The following is a 14,783-nucleotide window of genomic DNA, read 5'->3' as shown; positions in this document are numbered from 1 at the left end:
AGGCACGGCTCATACCGGGTTATTGCCTGCCTGATGCCGATTCTTACCGGCGTCTGATATCTGACTGACTATCAGCGCCCTGCGCCTCGACCTTAAGCGCGCTCGACCGCCAGCGCCACACCCATGCCGCCGCCGATACACAGCGACGCCAACCCCTTCTTCGCGTCGCGCTTCTGCATTTCGTGCAGCAGCGTGACGAGAATCCGGCAACCGGACGCGCCGATCGGATGGCCGATTGCAATCGCGCCGCCGTTCACGTTGATCTTCGACGTGTCCCAGCCCATTTGCTGATTCACTGCGCAAGCCTGCGCGGCAAACGCTTCGTTGATTTCCATCAGGTCCAGATCGGCCGGCGTCCAGCCTGCGCGTTCCAGGCAGCGGCGCGAAGCGGGCACCGGGCCCATACCCATCACCTTCGGATCGAGACCCGAGGTCGCGTAAGCCTTGATGCGCGCGAGCGGCTTGAGGCCGAGCGCCTCAGCCTTTTTCGCCGACATCACCAGCACGGCCGCCGCGCCGTCGTTCAGACCCGACGCGTTAGCCGCCGTAACCGAGCCTTCTTTCGAGAAAGCCGGCTTCAGACCTGCCAGCGATTCCGCCGTCACGCCATGACGGACGAATTCGTCAGTAGCGAAACGCAGCGGTTCGCCCTTGCGCTGCGGAATCTCGACCGGGACGATTTCGTCGTCGAAACGGCCGGCCTTTTGCGCGGCTTCCGCCTTGTTCTGCGACAGCGCCGCGAACGCGTCCTGCTGCTCGCGCGTGATGCCGTATTCCTTCGCGACGTTTTCCGCCGTCACGCCCATGTGGTACTGGTTGTACACGTCCCACAGGCCGTCGACGATCATCGAGTCGACCAGCTTCGCGTCGCCCATGCGGAAACCGTCGCGCGAACCCGGCAGCACGTGCGGCGCGGCGCTCATGTTTTCCTGGCCGCCGGCCACCACGATGTCCGCGTCACCCGCGATGATGGCGTTGGCCGCGAGCATCACGGCCTTCAGACCGGAGCCGCACACTACGTTGATCGTCATGCCGGGCACTGCGTTGGGCAAGCCCGCCTTGATGACCGCCTGACGCGCCGGGTTCTGCCCCGAGCCTGCCGTCAGCACCTGGCCGAGAATGACTTCGCTTACCTGTTCGGGTTTCAGACCGGCCCGTTCGAGCACGGCGCGAATCACCACGGCGCCGAGATCAGGCGCGGCAGTCTTCGCCAGCGAACCACCGAATTTGCCTACTGCCGTACGGGCGGCCGATACGATCACAACATCAGTCATTTCCATATCCTCCGGGCATGCCGGCCGAAAGCGCCGCTGCCCGTCAAGTTAAAAATCTTGTTGCTCTTACGCCCTTACTGAATCAGACGCTCATTCACATCGCATCATTCACATCCAGACATCGCACGCGTGAAGCGCGTCATAAAACAAAACCTTACTCGCGTTGCCGCACATAACGTCCCGGCGCGGGCTCGATCACCGGGTATTCCGCCGAGCCGGCCGTGGCACGCGGCTTCACCTTCTTGCCGCCGTACTGATCGAGCCACGTGGTCCATTCGGGCCACCAGCTGCCTGGCACTTCGGTGGCTGCGCCGAGCCAGTCGTCCGCGCTTTCCGGCAGCGTTTTAACGTCACCTTCGAGCGTCCAGAAATTGCGCTTTTTCTTCGCGGGCGGATTGATCACACCGGCGATATGCCCCGACGCACCGAGCACGAATTTCAGCGGGCCGCTCAGCAACGGCACCGATGCATACGCGGTTTGCCACGGCACGATATGGTCTTCGCGTGAACCGTAGATGAAGGTCGGCACGTCGATCTTCGACAGGTCGACCGGCTCGCCGCACGTGGTCAATGCGCCGGGTTCACGCAGCTTGTTCTCGAGATACGTGTTGCGCAGATACCAGACGTACATCGGTCCCGGCAGACTGGTCGAGTCGCTATTCCAGTACAACAGGTCGAACGGCACCGGAGTGCGTCCTTTGAGGTAGTTGTCGACGACGTAGTTCCACACCAGATCGTTCGGCCGCAGGAACGAGAACGTGTTCGCGAATTCGAGGCCGCGCATCAGCCCCGCCGGCGCGCCCTTCTTGCCGCCGATGGTCTGCTCGCGCATCTGCACATGCGCTTCGTCGACGAACACGTCGAGCACGCCAGTGTCGGAGAAATCGAGCATGGCGGTCAGCAGCGTCATCGACGCCGCCGGATGTTGGCCGCGGGCCGCGGCCACCGCGAGCGCCGTGGCGAGCATGGTGCCGCCGACGCAAAACCCGAGCGTGTTGATCTGCTCACGGCCGCTGATCTTGCTGACAGTATCGATCGCGGTGAGCACGCCTTCGCCGATGTAGTCGTCCCACGTTTTATGCGCGATGGATTGATCCGCATTGCGCCACGAAATCAGGAACACCTGGTGTCCCGAATCGAGACCGTGAGCGACCAGCGAATTCTCCGGTTGCAGATCGAGAATGTAGAACTTGTTGATGCACGGCGGCACGATTAGCAAAGGCCGTTCACGCACGGTTGCCGTGCGCGGTTTGTACTGAATCAGCTGCAGCAGATCGTTTTCGAATACCACCGAGCCTTCGGTGTTCGCGAGATTCTCGCCGACCACGAAACGCGATTCGTCGGTTTGAGAAATCTTGCCGCGCTGCATGTCGCCGAGAAGATTCATCACGCCCTGGCGCAAGCTCTCGCCCTTGCTGTCGAGCAGGGTTTTTTGCGCTTCCGGATTCAACGCGAAGAAGTTGCTCGGCGACGCCGCCGCAGTCCACTGCTGAACCGCGAAACGGATGCGCTCACGCACCTTCGGATCAGTGTCGAGTGCGTCGACCATTTCCTGCAGATAACGCGCGTTCAGCAGATACCACGCGGCAGTGAACGCATAAGCGGGCGTAGCGCTCCACGCTTCTGAGCTGAAGCGGCGGTCCTTCAGTTCAGGTGCCTTGCTGGCCGACGCGGTAGCCTGCTGGATCAGTTCCAGCGCCTCACGCGAATAATCGGACTGGAGTTTCTGCAGACGCTCCGCGGGAATCGCGGCGCTTGGAATGTTCAGGTTCGCGAACGACGGCATGGACGGCATCGAGCCCGCCATCAATTTGCTGAAGTCGGGCATGCCGGGAAACGCGGTGGGCATCTGGGGGAAACCCTGCGGAAAACCCGCCGGCATACCCGGAACCTGGGGCATCTGCGGCATCGCGAACGGCAGGCCGCCCGCGCCCGGCGGAGTGCCGAGCGAACGCCACGCGTTCATCCATACGTCGAGTAATTGCTGCATGCCTGCGGCCGGGGCGGCACTGCTCGTACCGGCCTGCTGCGTATGCTCCGTGGAGGAGTCCGTGCTGGGAGAAGCTGAGGAATGTGATGCTGCCATACCTGCTTTTGACCGGTAAGTCCTTGCGGACGGGTTGGAGAGGCAGGTTCGTGCGCACGTGAGCGACTGCTCGCGACCTCGTCACGCCCTGTCCCATGTACGAGGAGCTCGTGAGGAACATTCTTGCTCCCCATCGCAAGGCATGTCAATGCTTGTTCCCGATTTTGCCGCAGTGCGATAGTTTTTTAATTATCGTTTTCCCTGTGTAGCAGATAGCGCTTTTGAGACCTCTTTGAAAAAGGATGATCGCGGACGAAAAAGCTCCCATCTTGCATAGGCTTATGTGGATTTATCCGTTCGCGATCAGACATTTTTCGCGGCGGTTTTACGTCAGCGGAAAAAATTCTGGCAGTGCAGCAAAATTCGGCCGGCACCTCCGAATTAACCCTCATACAGGGGTTCGTACGGATGCCTGGTAAATCGCGCCTTGTCGCCGGAAACCGCCTCGAAAACGACCACGCCCGCATGATGAAGCAGCGAGCTGTCGCGTCATCATGCGGGCGTGAGATTGCTTGAGTGTGAAGCCGGGCGAAAAAGCTGAAAGACGTGACAACGCGGACCACGTTGCGACATCGCCCGACTGCAATCGATGCAGCGAGCGACGCCCTCGTCTGCTTCAATCGGCGAGTGCTTGCGCGTGATCGTCGAGCCAGATCAGCGCAGCCATGCGGCCGGTTTCGCGGTCGCGCCGATAGGAATAGAAACGCTCGCGTTGCGCGACCGTGCAAAGATCGCCGCCGACGATTCTGGTCACGCCGAGCGCCTGCAAACGCAAACGCGCCAACGCAGGAAGATCGGCGAGATATTTGCCAGGATTTTGCGGATGCGCGATGAACGCATTCGCCGTCGCATCGCGTTGTGCGCCGCCGACGCCCTTCATGAAGGCGTCACGCACGTCAGGGCCGACTTCGAACGCGTCGGGACCGATCGACGGCCCGAGATACGCATGCAGCGCCCCCGGGTCGACGCCCGCGAGTTCCGCGACGCGCTGCGCGGTCTGCTCGACGATGCCCGCCGCCAGTCCGCGCCAGCCCGCATGGGCAGCACCGACCGCGCGGCCGGCTTCGTCGCACAGCAGCACCGGCATGCAATCGGCGACCATCACGACGCATACGGTGCCGGGACGATCGGTGACGCTCGCATCGGCTTGCGTCGGGCCGCTGCCCGCGCGCGTTTGCGCAAGAGCGTCTTCGGCGCGCACGATGCCCGCGCCGTGAATCTGCTCGAGCCACGCGACGTCGGTAACGCCCGCAAGTGACAACAGCCGCTCGCGGTTGATGGCGACCGCCGCCGGATCGTCACCGGCTTTCATTCCCAGATTCAGGCCACCGGGCTGATCCGCGCCATTCTGCCAACGCCCGAACGGCGGCTCGCTGACGCCGCCGTTCCGCGTAGTGACGAGCGCGCGCACGCGCGGCGACACGTTCCACGCAGGCTGCACCACATCGGCAAAACCCAGCTCGGGGAGAGTCATGCGCGATCGTCCTCGTCGTGGTCGTCGTCATGTTCTTCGGCGTCGTGATCTTCGGGATCGCCGTCTTCGATGTCATCGTCGAGCGACTCGTCGTAGCCGTCTTCTTCGTAATACGTCTCGTCGAACTCGCCCGCGTCGTCTCGCCCAAGACCGAGCGCCGCCGACAGCGCTTCCATATCTTCCGGCGCATCGGCACGCCATTGCATCGTGCGACCGGTTTTCGGATGAATCAGCCCGAGCCGCCACGCGTGCAACGCCTGGCGCGCGAAGCCGTCGGGCAGCGGCGTCACCGAGCGCTTGCCGCGTGCACGCCCATACACCGGGTCGCCGAGCAGCGGATGGCCGATGTGCGCGCAATGCACGCGAATCTGGTGAGTCCGCCCGGTTTCCAGATCGCAATGAATCGCGGTGACCGGCTGACGCTGCCAGATCGCCGAATCGACGCGCCGGAAGTGCGTGCGTGCGGCCTTGCCCGACGCGCTCGTCACCACCGCCATACGCGTGCGCTCGCGCGGGTCGCGGCCGATCGGCGCATCGATCGTGCCCTCCTCGGGCATGTTGCCCCACACCAGCGCGAGATAGCGACGCTTCACCGTACGTGCCTGCAACTGGCGCACGAGATCAGTCTGCGCTTCGAGCGTTCGCGCGACCACCATCAGCCCCGACGTTTCCTTGTCCAGCCGATGCACGATGCCCGCACGCGGCAGGCCCGCCGCAGCGTCGCCATAGCGATACAGCAGGCCGTTCAGCACGGTGCCGCTCCAGTTGCCGGCTGCCGGATGCACGACCATGCCGGCCGGTTTGTTGATGACCACCAGCGTATCGTCTTCGTAGACGATCTCGAGCGGCACCGGTTCGGGCGTGAACGCAAGCTGTTCGGGCAGCAGATCGGGCACCAGTTCGATGGTCGCGCCAAGCGGCACCGGCTGACGAACTTTCGCCGCCTTACCGTCGATCCGCACGCGTTCGGCCTCGATCCAGCTCTGCAGACGGTTGCGCGAGAACTCGGGGAAAACGCGCGCGAGCACCTTGTCGAGGCGCTCCCCGGCCAGTTCGTCGGGCACGACGACGCTGCGCGGGCTCTCGTCGGCGACCGGACTCGCCACGGTCGGAACCATGGCTGGCGGGGCTGTGAGCGCGTCGCTGCCGAGATCGTCGTCGAGGGAATCGACGCCCAACGCGTCGGAGGGGTCAGCGCTTACGCTATAATCTTTGTTGCTATTCCCGGCACCGGTTGCGGCGCCTGGAGTATTTGAGCGGGTCATTGAGTCTGGGTCACCTGGACGTAAAGCTAGACTGGAAAATGCGAGCCTTGAACACCATCACTAAAGCGGCGATCAATTTGGCGGCCATCAAGAAGGCGGCCCGTAAAGTGGCCGGATACATTGCGTGTGCCGCTGCCGTCACTGTTATTGCGGCTTGCCACGGCCTGCCGGAAAAAACCGACGAAACGGCAACGTGGAACAACAACAAATTATATACGGAGGCGAACGACGCTCTGACCGGCGGTGATTTCGGCAAGTGCGCAAAGTACTTCGAAATGCTTGAAGGCCGCGACCCGTTCGGCCACTTCGCCCAGCAGGCGCAGATCAACGTCGCTTACTGCAACTGGAAAGACAGCGAAAACGCGGCCGCCGACCAGGCCGTCGACCGCTTCATCCAGCTGCACCCGGATCATCCGGACATCGCTTACGCGTACTACCTGAAGGGCATGATCCACTTCAACGACGACCTCGGTCTGTTCGGCCGCTTCTCCGGCCAGGACATGAGCGAGCGCGATCCGAAGTCGCTGCGCGAGTCGTATGACGCGTTCAAGGTCGTGGTCGACAAATACCCGAACAGCAAGTTCGCACCGGACGCGGCGCAACGCATGCGCTACATCGTGAACGCGCTGGCATCGCACGAAGTCCACGCGGCCGACTACTACTACCGCCGTGGCGCTTATGTGGCTGCGATCAACCGCGCTCAACTGGCGTTGCGTGAATACAAGAACGCACCGGCTATCGAAGACGCACTGCACATCATGATGCTGTCGTATCAGAAGCTGAACCAGCCGCAACTGGCCGACGACACCAAACGCGTGCTGGCCGGTACGTTCCCGGACAGCCCGTACATCACGGGCCATGCTCGCCCGGGTACGGTGAAGTCGTGGTGGCAGTTTTAAGCCGCGCAGCGGGTTAAGCCGCACATCTGAAAAAAAGCCACGACTTCGGTCGTGGCTTTTTTATTTGCGCGAAGCGCAGCAGCTTTGACGCTATGCGAAGGCGGCTAACCGCCGCCTTTCACTGCGTCGGCGACAGTCAATCCCGTTCGAACAACGCGATCGACTCCACGTGCGACGTATGCGGGAACATGTTCACGACGCCCGCGCCCACCAGCCGGTAGCCGGCCTCGTGCACCAGCAGCCCCGAATCGCGAGCCAGCGTCGCCGGGTTGCACGACACATAGACGATCCGCTTCGGCAGCGGCCCATCGCCGCTTTGCGCGATCTCTGCCAGCGCTTTGGCAACGGCCTGTGCGCCTTCGCGCGGCGGGTCGATCAGGAATTTGTCGAAGTGACCGAGCGCGCGCATGTCGTCGGCGGTGACTTCGAACAGATTGCGGCACGTGAACGACGTATGCCCCGCCACGCCGTTCAACTCCGCGTTGGCCAACGCGCGCGAGGTCAGCGCTTCGCTGCCCTCGATCCCGACCACTTCCTTCGAAATCCGCGCGAGCGGCAGCGTGAAGTTGCCAATTCCGCAAAACAGATCAAGCACACGATCCGTGCGCGCCGGCGCCAGCAGGCGCAACGCGCGGCTCACCAGCACACGGTTGATCGCGTGATTCACCTGGGTGAAGTCGGTCGGCTTGAACGGCATCCGGATGTCATATTCCGGCAGCGTGTAGTCGAGTTCCGGCTCGAGCGGATAAAACGGCGCAACCGTTTCCGGGCCACCCGGCTGCAGCCAGAACTGCAGCTTGTGCTGATCGGCGAAATCGCGCAGAACCTGCTCGTCCGCTTCGGTCAGCGGCGCCAGATTGCGCACCACCAGCGCCGTCACCGACGAACCCACCGCCAGTTCCAATTGCGGAATACGATCGTGGATTGACAACTTACGCACCATGAAACGCAAAGGCATCAGCATCGCCGACACATGCGGCGGCAACACTTCGCAGGTTTTCATATCGGCGATGTTGCCGCTTTTCTTTTCGTGAAAGCCGATCCGCATACCGCCTTTTTCCGGCAGATACCGAACAGCCAGCCGCGCGCGATAGCGATAACCCCAGGCCGGCCCGTGGATCGGCCGGAACACCGTTTCGGGGCGTAGCTTCGCCAGATGCTGCAGGTTGTCTTCGAGCACGCGCTGTTTGACGGCGACCTGCGCGCGAACATCCAGATGCTGCATCGAACAGCCGCCGCAAACATCGAAATAATTGCACTTCGGCTTCGTGCGGATCACGCTTTCGCGGAATACCTGAACGACTTCGGCCTGCTCGAATTTAGCCTTGCTGCGATGCGTCGAATAACTGACGCGCTCGCCGGGTAGCGCACCCTCGACGAAAATCACCTTGCCGGGTGTGCCGTCTTCAGTTTCGGTGCGGCCGACGCCGCGCGCTTCCATATCGAGCGAAGTGATTTCGATGACCGGCTCATTGCCGGTGATAACGAGCGCGGGCGCGGGCGGCGGCGTCTTATGGCGCTTCGGCGAGCGACGATGGGGGGCAGTTCGGGACACCTGCGACTTCCTGACAACTTGGGGAAAGGCGAGATTGTAGACGAAGCGGGGATGTTGCCCACGAGTTGAGGCGGCGGGTCGGGGTGTGAGCGCGGACCTATGGGTTGTTCGCGCTCGCGTTTGGACGTCGTCCCGCCGCCGGCCTACACATCAGTTATTGCAGCGCAAGTTGCCGGGCAGAAGGGAGCTATCCATCTGCCGGGCCTGTCGGCAATCATTCAAAAGCTGCTTTACTACCTTGCTACGGCTTTCCTGGTTTCTTTGCACGCCGGGGTTGTCGCGCAACCTTACTGCCGCCGACTGCCCGGCGTGCATCCTGGCGAAAGGCTTATTGCACTGCCTCGCCACCACAATAAGCTCGCGCCAGATCACTGATCAAACGCGGCCAGATACTCAGCCCATTGCGGCGCCGCTTCCTGCGCGAGCGCCCTCTTGACCAGATTGATTTCGTCGGAGTACTCCTCTGCCGAAAAGCCGCCGCGAATCAACTGAAAACGGCAATACAGCAGATACGTATTGACGACGTCGGTCTCGCAATAATTGCGGATTTCGTCAAGTTGCCCTGCCTGAAACGCGTTCCAGACCTGACTGCCGTCCATCCCCATCTTGCCGGGGAAGCCGCACATCTTGGCGAGCGCGTCGAGCGGCGCGTTGGCGCGGCCCGAGTACATCGCGAGCACGTCCATCAGATCAGTGTGACGCGCGTGGTATCGGCTGATGTAGTTGTTCCACTTGAAGTCGCGGTCGTCCTCGCCGAGATCCCAGAAGCGGCTGGCGGGAATGCCGTTGACCAGCGCCCGGTAGTTCAGCACCGGCAGGTCGAAACCGCCGCCGTTCCACGACACGAGTTGCGGCGTGTACTTCTCGATCACGCGATAAAACGACTGCACGAGCGCGGCCTCGCCGTCTTCGAGCGTGCCGAGCGAGCGTACGCGGAAACCGTGGTCGTCGCGGAACACGCAGGAAATCGCGGCGATCCGTTGCAGGTGATGCGGCAGGAAATCGCTGCCGGTTTTTTCGCGCCGCGCGGCGAACGCGTGTTCGGCGACTTCGGCGTCGCTCATCGTGGAAGGCAAATCGTCGAGGCGGCGAATGCCGGCGACATCGGGAATCGTCTCGATGTCGAATACAAGAATCGGTGTCATCAGCTTATAAAACGGCGTCCTTCCGAACACCGTTGGAGGCAAAGAAGCGCTTCAGTCGGACAAGCGCTTCCTGTTGGATCTGGCGCACACGCTCGCGCGTGAGGCCCATTTCGTCAGCCAGCTCTTCGAGCGTGGCGGGTTCGATGTGATTAAGCCCAAAGCGGCGCTCAATCACATGACGATGCTTGTCAGACAAGCGCGCGAGCCAGGCCCGCGTCAGCGTTTCCAGTTCGCGATGCTGCACTTCGGCGTCCGGCGACTGGCTCTGGTCGTCGGACAGCAGATCGAGCAGGCTGCTCGCCGGATCGAGATCCAGCGGCGCGTCGAGCGACGCTGTGTGCTCGTTCAGCGCGAGAATGTCGGTGACTTCGTCGGTGGTCTTGCCGGTCAGATAGGCAATGTCGTCGATGCTGGCATCACGCCGCTCGGCAGCCTCACCCGAATTCATCGAATTTTTTTCCAGATGACGCTTGGCACGCAACACCTGGTTCAACTCGCGAATCACGTGCACCGGCAAACGCACGGTGCGCGCCTGGTTCATGATCGCGCGCTCGATGCTCTGGCGAATCCACCAGGTGGCGTAAGTCGAAAACCGGAAGCCGCGCGTCGGATCGAATTTCTCGATCGCGTGCATCAGGCCGAGGTTGCCCTCTTCGATCAGATCGAGCAACGGCACGCCGCGATTCAGATAACCCTTCGCAATGCTGACCACAAGCCGCAGATTGCGCTCGATCATCACCTGCCGCGCTTCGAACTCGCCCGCCTTGGCAAGACGCGAATATTTCTGCTCCTCGTCGACGGTGAGAAGCGGCTTGACGCTAATGCGGTTCAGATAATGCTGGATTGTGTCGGCCGTCAGCTCGGCTTGCAGCAACGCGCGAAAGTCGTCTGCGTCCGGCGCGGCTTCGCGCGGCTCGCGACCCTCTTCTGCGCCACTGGACGACTCGTCGAGATCGCGTTCTTCTGCGATCTCTTCTTCGGCTTCCGAAGCACCGCTGTCGTCCACCGAAGCGGACGTAGCTTGGCTGATCGTTTCAGATTCGGCTTGCGGCTGGCGGCGCTTCGGTTTCGGCATGGTCGTATCGCTTATTGCGGCGGCAAATACTTCAGTGGGTCGACAGGTTTACCCTGCCGGCGAACTTCGAAATGCAACATAACACGGTCGGAATCGCTATTGCCCATCTCAGCGATCTTCTGCCCCTTCGTTACCGCGTCCCCCTCTTTTACCATCAAAGCGCGGTTGTGTGCATACGCGGTGAGATAAGTTGCGTCATGTTTGATGATAATGAGGTTGCCGTAACCACGCAGCCCATTTCCGGCGTACACGACGCGGCCATCGGCGGAGGCTTTGACCGGATCGCCCGAGGCACCGCCAATATTGACGCCCTTGTTGGTCGAATCGTTAAACGTGCCGAGCAGTGGGCCACGCACCGGCCACGCAAACGCGACATTGCCCGATGCAGCGGGACTCGAGTCGCTGGCAGCGCCCGGCGCAGCCTGCGGCGCCATCGACGCGTTGTTCGCGGCCGAACCATACAGCGGCGGCGCAGCGACGCCGTTCGCAGCCGGCGGCACGCTGCCGAGCGGCGCGCTCTGCACCGCAGCACCGCCGATGATCGGCGCGGTCGCCACACCCGGCGTCATCGCGGCGGCATTCGCGCCCGGCGGCACGACACGCAGCAACTGATCGACTTCGATCTGGTTCGGGTTGGTCAAATTATTCCACGCCGAAATGTCGCGATAGTTCTGGCCGTTCTCCAGTGCGATCCGATACAGCGTATCGCCCGGTTTCACGCGGTAGTAGCCCGGCGGCGGCGGCCCGAGCGGCACGGGCGGCGGCGCTGCCTGCGTACTGAGCGGCGCACCGCCGGAGCGGTCGACGACCGGCGCCTGATCGAGCCGGGAAGCACAGGCCGTCATCAACAGGGACAAGGCGAGCACGCACACGCTACGCTGGGTTACGGTCATGGGGACATTCAGGCTGGTTCTTTGCATCGCGCGCAACATACTCATCGGTGTCAAATCACTCCGGATTTTAAGGGTACAAAGAAAACGCGATCAAGGCGCGACTCGCGCCACTGCGCCGGCCCGAGACGCTCGACCAGCGTCAGCACCTGGTTCTGGCCGTCCTGCGAGCCGACCGGCGCGACCAGACGGCCGCCGATCGCGAGTTGTTCAAGTAAGGCTTGCGGTACATCGAGCCCCGCAGCCGCGATGACGATCGCGTCGAACGGCGCCGTGGACGGCAGCCCGAGGCGCCCGTCGCCGTAATGCAGCCGGATGTTCGGAATGCGCAGCGGACGCAGATTCGTCTTCGCGCGTTCGGACAACGGCTTGATGCGTTCGATCGAATACACCTCGCGAGCCACCTGGCTCAGCACCGCCGCCTGATAACCGCAGCCGGTGCCGATTTCGAGCACGGTATCGAGCGCGCGGCCGGCCGCCGCCAGTTCGATCATCCGCGCGACTACCGAGGGCTTGGAGATCGTCTGGTGATGACCGATGGGCAACGCCGCATCTTCGTAAGCCTGGGCGGCGAGGCCCGGGTCGACGAACATGTGGCGCGGCACCACCGCCATCGCGTTCAACACGCGCTGGTCGGTCACGCCGTTCGCACGCAGGCGTTCGACCATCCGTTCGCGAACCCGTTCCGAAGTCAATGCAAGTGCGCCGTTCAGCGCGACATTGGGCGCGGCGGTGCGCTCGCCGGATCGGGCAGCGGGTTTAGCGGACGGGGACGAAGACGCCGTGCGCGCGATCACGCCCTGAACATGGACGACCGGCTTCGCCTGCGATTTAACCGACGGGGCGGCCTGCGGTTTGGGTGGCGCGATGGATTGCGACGCGGTTTGGGGTTTCGCTTGTGGCCGCGCCTGGACTGCCGCAGCTTGCGACCGGGCATGCGCCTGACTTTGAGGCTTTGACTTGACCGCCGCGCCCGCCGGCGAATTCCTCGCTGGCTGCTGTCGTGCGTTCAGCGCGGCGCTCGCGGCCAGGGCCGCCGCGCGCACTTCGCCTGGACGCCCTTCGGGACGGCGCGGTTCGCGCACCAGATCCTCGAGGCCGAGCGGAAAGCGCTTTGCGCGCTCGTTTGTCATGAAGCGCCGCTGCCGGCGCGCGCCCAGTCGCGCGCTGCGGGCAGCATTTGCGTGTGGGTCAGGTCGAGCTGAAGCGGCGTGATCGACACGCGGCCATTCGCAACCGCATGAAAGTCGGTGCCTTCGCTCGCGTCGCGCGCACTGCCGGACGGCCCGATCCAGTAGATCGGTTCGCCCCGCGGATTGGTCTGCCGGATCACCGGTTGCGACGGATGCCGCTTACCAAGACGCGTGATATGCCAGCCGTCGAGTTGCTCGTACGGCAGGTTCGGAATATTCACGTTCAGCAGCGGATGCCCAGGCAGCGGCTGCTCGAGATAATGCGCGACGATCTCGGCGGCGACACGGGCTGCGTCTTCGAGATGCACCCAGTCTTTGTCGACCAGCGAGAACGCGATGGCCGGCACGCCGAACATGATGCCCTCGGTCGCGGCCGCGACCGTGCCCGAGTACAGCGTGTCCTCGCCCATGTTCTGACCGTTGTTGATGCCCGATACGACCAGATCCGGCGTGTGGTCGAGCATGCCCGTCAGCGCGATATGCACCGAGTCGGTGGGCGTGCCGTTCACGTAATAGAAGCCGTTGGCCGAGCGCAGAACCGACAGCGGCCGCGATAGCGTGAGTGAATTCGACGCGCCGCTGCAATTCTGTTCGGGGGCCATCACGGTGACGTCCGCGATCGGCTTGAGCGCTTCGTAAAGCGCGGCAAGGCCCGGCGCCAGATAACCGTCGTCATTGCTGAGTAGGATTCGCATGCGGCGATTGTAACCGAGGAAAGATGGCGCGCGAACGACACGGCGGCCCATGCGTATACCGCGCAACGCGCCTGCGTCTTTGCTTGCCGCAAGCCAGGTGCATGTGATTTGCAAGCGTCGCATCTCACGCACGCAGCGCAAATAAAAAGCACGATCGTACGCATTGCTTTACACTCAGAATGATTGCGGACCCCCTATCGACATGGAGACACGATGCGCGCGATTCGCTGTAATCAATATGGGCCACCTGAGAGCCTGGTCGTCGAAAATCTGCCTGATCTCGAAGCACCTCCCGGCCACGTCGTAATCGACGTCAAGGCGGCAGCCGTCAACTTCCCCGACGTGCTGATCATCGAAAACAAATACCAGTTCAAACCGCCTCTGCCCTTCACGCCGGGTTCGGAAGTCGCGGGCGTCGTGCGCGCGGTCGGCGCCGATGTCACGCAGTTCAAACCGGGCTCGCGCGTGGTCGCGTTCACCGGATCGGGCGGCTTTGCCGAGCAGGCGATCGCCCCCGCCGCAGCATGCGTGCCGCTCGCCGACGGCGTCGACTTCGACGTAGCGGCGGCCTTCACGCTTGCGTATGGCACGTCGCATCACGCGGTGGTCGATCGCGGCCAGTTGCAGCCCGGCGAGACGATGCTGGTGCTCGGCGCGGCAGGCGGCGTCGGGCTCGCGGCGGTGGAGATCGGCAAGGCGCTCGGCGCGCGCGTGATCGCGGCGGCATCGAGCGATGAAAAACTGGCGACCTGCGTCAAGCATGGTGCGGACGCGACCATCAATTACAGCACCGAAGATCTGCGCGAGCGCATCAAGGCGCTCACCGACGGCAAAGGTCCGGACGTCATCTACGATCCGGTCGGCGGCATTTATGCGGAGCCGGCGTTTCGTAGCATCGGCTGGCGCGGGCGTTATCTGGTGGTCGGCTTTGCAAACGGGGAGATTCCGAAGCTGCCGCTCAATCTGACACTGCTCAAAGGCGCGAGTCTGGTCGGCGTGTTCTGGGGCGATTTCGCCAAACGTGAGCCGAAACACAACCAGGCCGCATTCCAGCAGATGACCGGATGGATCGCCGAAGGCAAGCTCAATCCCTACGTCTCCGCACGCTATTCGCTCGACGATACCGGGCACGCATTGCGCGATATGGCCGAACGTCGCGTGATCGGCAAGGTGGTGATTACGCCGTAGTCCTGGGCTTTAGTCGACGCTGCCTCGACAGCACGAGGTTGATC

The 14,783-nt window shown here is 62.8% G+C and carries 12 protein-coding genes; 2 read left to right on the top strand and 10 right to left on the bottom strand.

Annotated features, from left to right (window positions below; genetic code table 11):
• Positions 1 to 92: 92 nt before the first annotated feature.
• From BLS41_RS08535 to BLS41_RS08520, 4 genes are all read right to left on the bottom strand, one after another.
• Complete coding sequence (locus tag BLS41_RS08535) at positions 93 to 1,274, bottom strand: acetyl-CoA C-acetyltransferase (protein ID WP_074766386.1); 1,182 nt, start codon at positions 1,272 to 1,274, stop codon at positions 93 to 95.
• A gap of 154 nt (positions 1,275 to 1,428) precedes the next feature.
• Complete coding sequence (gene phaC, locus BLS41_RS08530; RefSeq protein ID WP_074763901.1) at positions 1,429 to 3,264, bottom strand: class I poly(R)-hydroxyalkanoic acid synthase; 1,836 nt, start codon at positions 3,262 to 3,264, stop codon at positions 1,429 to 1,431.
• 712 nt (positions 3,265 to 3,976) lie between these two features.
• Positions 3,977 to 4,834 carry a peptidoglycan editing factor PgeF gene (gene pgeF / locus BLS41_RS08525; RefSeq protein ID WP_074763900.1) on the bottom strand — a complete coding sequence of 286 codons (858 nt, stop codon included), beginning with the start codon at positions 4,832 to 4,834 and terminating at the stop codon, positions 3,977 to 3,979.
• Positions 4,831 to 6,099, bottom strand: coding sequence for an RluA family pseudouridine synthase (locus BLS41_RS08520; RefSeq protein ID WP_074763899.1), 1,269 nt, complete (start codon positions 6,097 to 6,099; stop codon positions 4,831 to 4,833). The genes pgeF and BLS41_RS08520 overlap by 4 nt, the downstream gene beginning before the upstream one ends.
• A 38-nt stretch (positions 6,100 to 6,137) precedes the next feature.
• On the opposite strand from BLS41_RS08520, the gene BLS41_RS08515 reads away from it, so the two are divergent.
• A complete protein-coding gene (locus BLS41_RS08515) occupies positions 6,138 to 6,998 on the top strand; it encodes an outer membrane protein assembly factor BamD (RefSeq protein ID WP_074763898.1) in 861 nt (286 codons plus the stop codon).
• 136 nt (positions 6,999 to 7,134) lie between these two features.
• Here the strand turns inward: BLS41_RS08515 and rlmD are convergent, their stop codons facing one another.
• The 6 genes from rlmD to surE form a co-directional block, all read right to left on the bottom strand.
• Complete coding sequence (gene rlmD / locus BLS41_RS08510; RefSeq protein WP_074763897.1) at positions 7,135 to 8,553, bottom strand: 23S rRNA (uracil(1939)-C(5))-methyltransferase RlmD; 1,419 nt, start codon at positions 8,551 to 8,553, stop codon at positions 7,135 to 7,137.
• Positions 8,554 to 8,921: 368 nt separating this feature from the next.
• Positions 8,922 to 9,698 carry a 3'-5' exonuclease gene (locus BLS41_RS08500; RefSeq protein WP_074763895.1) on the bottom strand — a complete coding sequence of 259 codons (777 nt, stop codon included), beginning with the start codon at positions 9,696 to 9,698 and terminating at the stop codon, positions 8,922 to 8,924.
• Positions 9,699 to 9,702: 4 nt separating this feature from the next.
• Positions 9,703 to 10,773 carry an RNA polymerase sigma factor RpoS gene (gene rpoS, locus BLS41_RS08495; protein ID WP_074763894.1) on the bottom strand — a complete coding sequence of 357 codons (1,071 nt, stop codon included), beginning with the start codon at positions 10,771 to 10,773 and terminating at the stop codon, positions 9,703 to 9,705.
• Between the two features lie 11 nt (positions 10,774 to 10,784).
• Positions 10,785 to 11,711, bottom strand: a complete 927-nt coding sequence (locus tag BLS41_RS08490; RefSeq protein WP_074763893.1) for a peptidoglycan DD-metalloendopeptidase family protein — start codon at positions 11,709 to 11,711, stop codon at positions 10,785 to 10,787.
• 5 nt (positions 11,712 to 11,716) lie between these two features.
• Complete coding sequence (locus BLS41_RS08485; RefSeq protein WP_074763892.1) at positions 11,717 to 12,796, bottom strand: protein-L-isoaspartate(D-aspartate) O-methyltransferase; 1,080 nt, start codon at positions 12,794 to 12,796, stop codon at positions 11,717 to 11,719.
• Positions 12,793 to 13,551, bottom strand: coding sequence for a 5'/3'-nucleotidase SurE (gene surE, locus BLS41_RS08480; RefSeq protein WP_074766384.1), 759 nt, complete (start codon positions 13,549 to 13,551; stop codon positions 12,793 to 12,795). The genes BLS41_RS08485 and surE overlap by 4 nt, the downstream gene beginning before the upstream one ends.
• 213 nt (positions 13,552 to 13,764) lie before the next feature.
• Between surE and BLS41_RS08475 the strand changes: the two genes are divergently transcribed.
• A complete protein-coding gene (locus BLS41_RS08475; RefSeq protein ID WP_074763891.1) occupies positions 13,765 to 14,739 on the top strand; it encodes an NADPH:quinone oxidoreductase family protein in 975 nt (324 codons plus the stop codon).
• Positions 14,740 to 14,783: the final 44 nt, after the last annotated feature.

The organism is Paraburkholderia fungorum, assembly GCF_900099835.1.
Lineage (GTDB): Bacteria > Pseudomonadota > Gammaproteobacteria > Burkholderiales > Burkholderiaceae > Paraburkholderia > Paraburkholderia fungorum_A.
The sequence above is the reverse complement of the archived record's forward strand: the minus strand, read 5'-3'. Positions and strand labels throughout refer to the sequence as shown.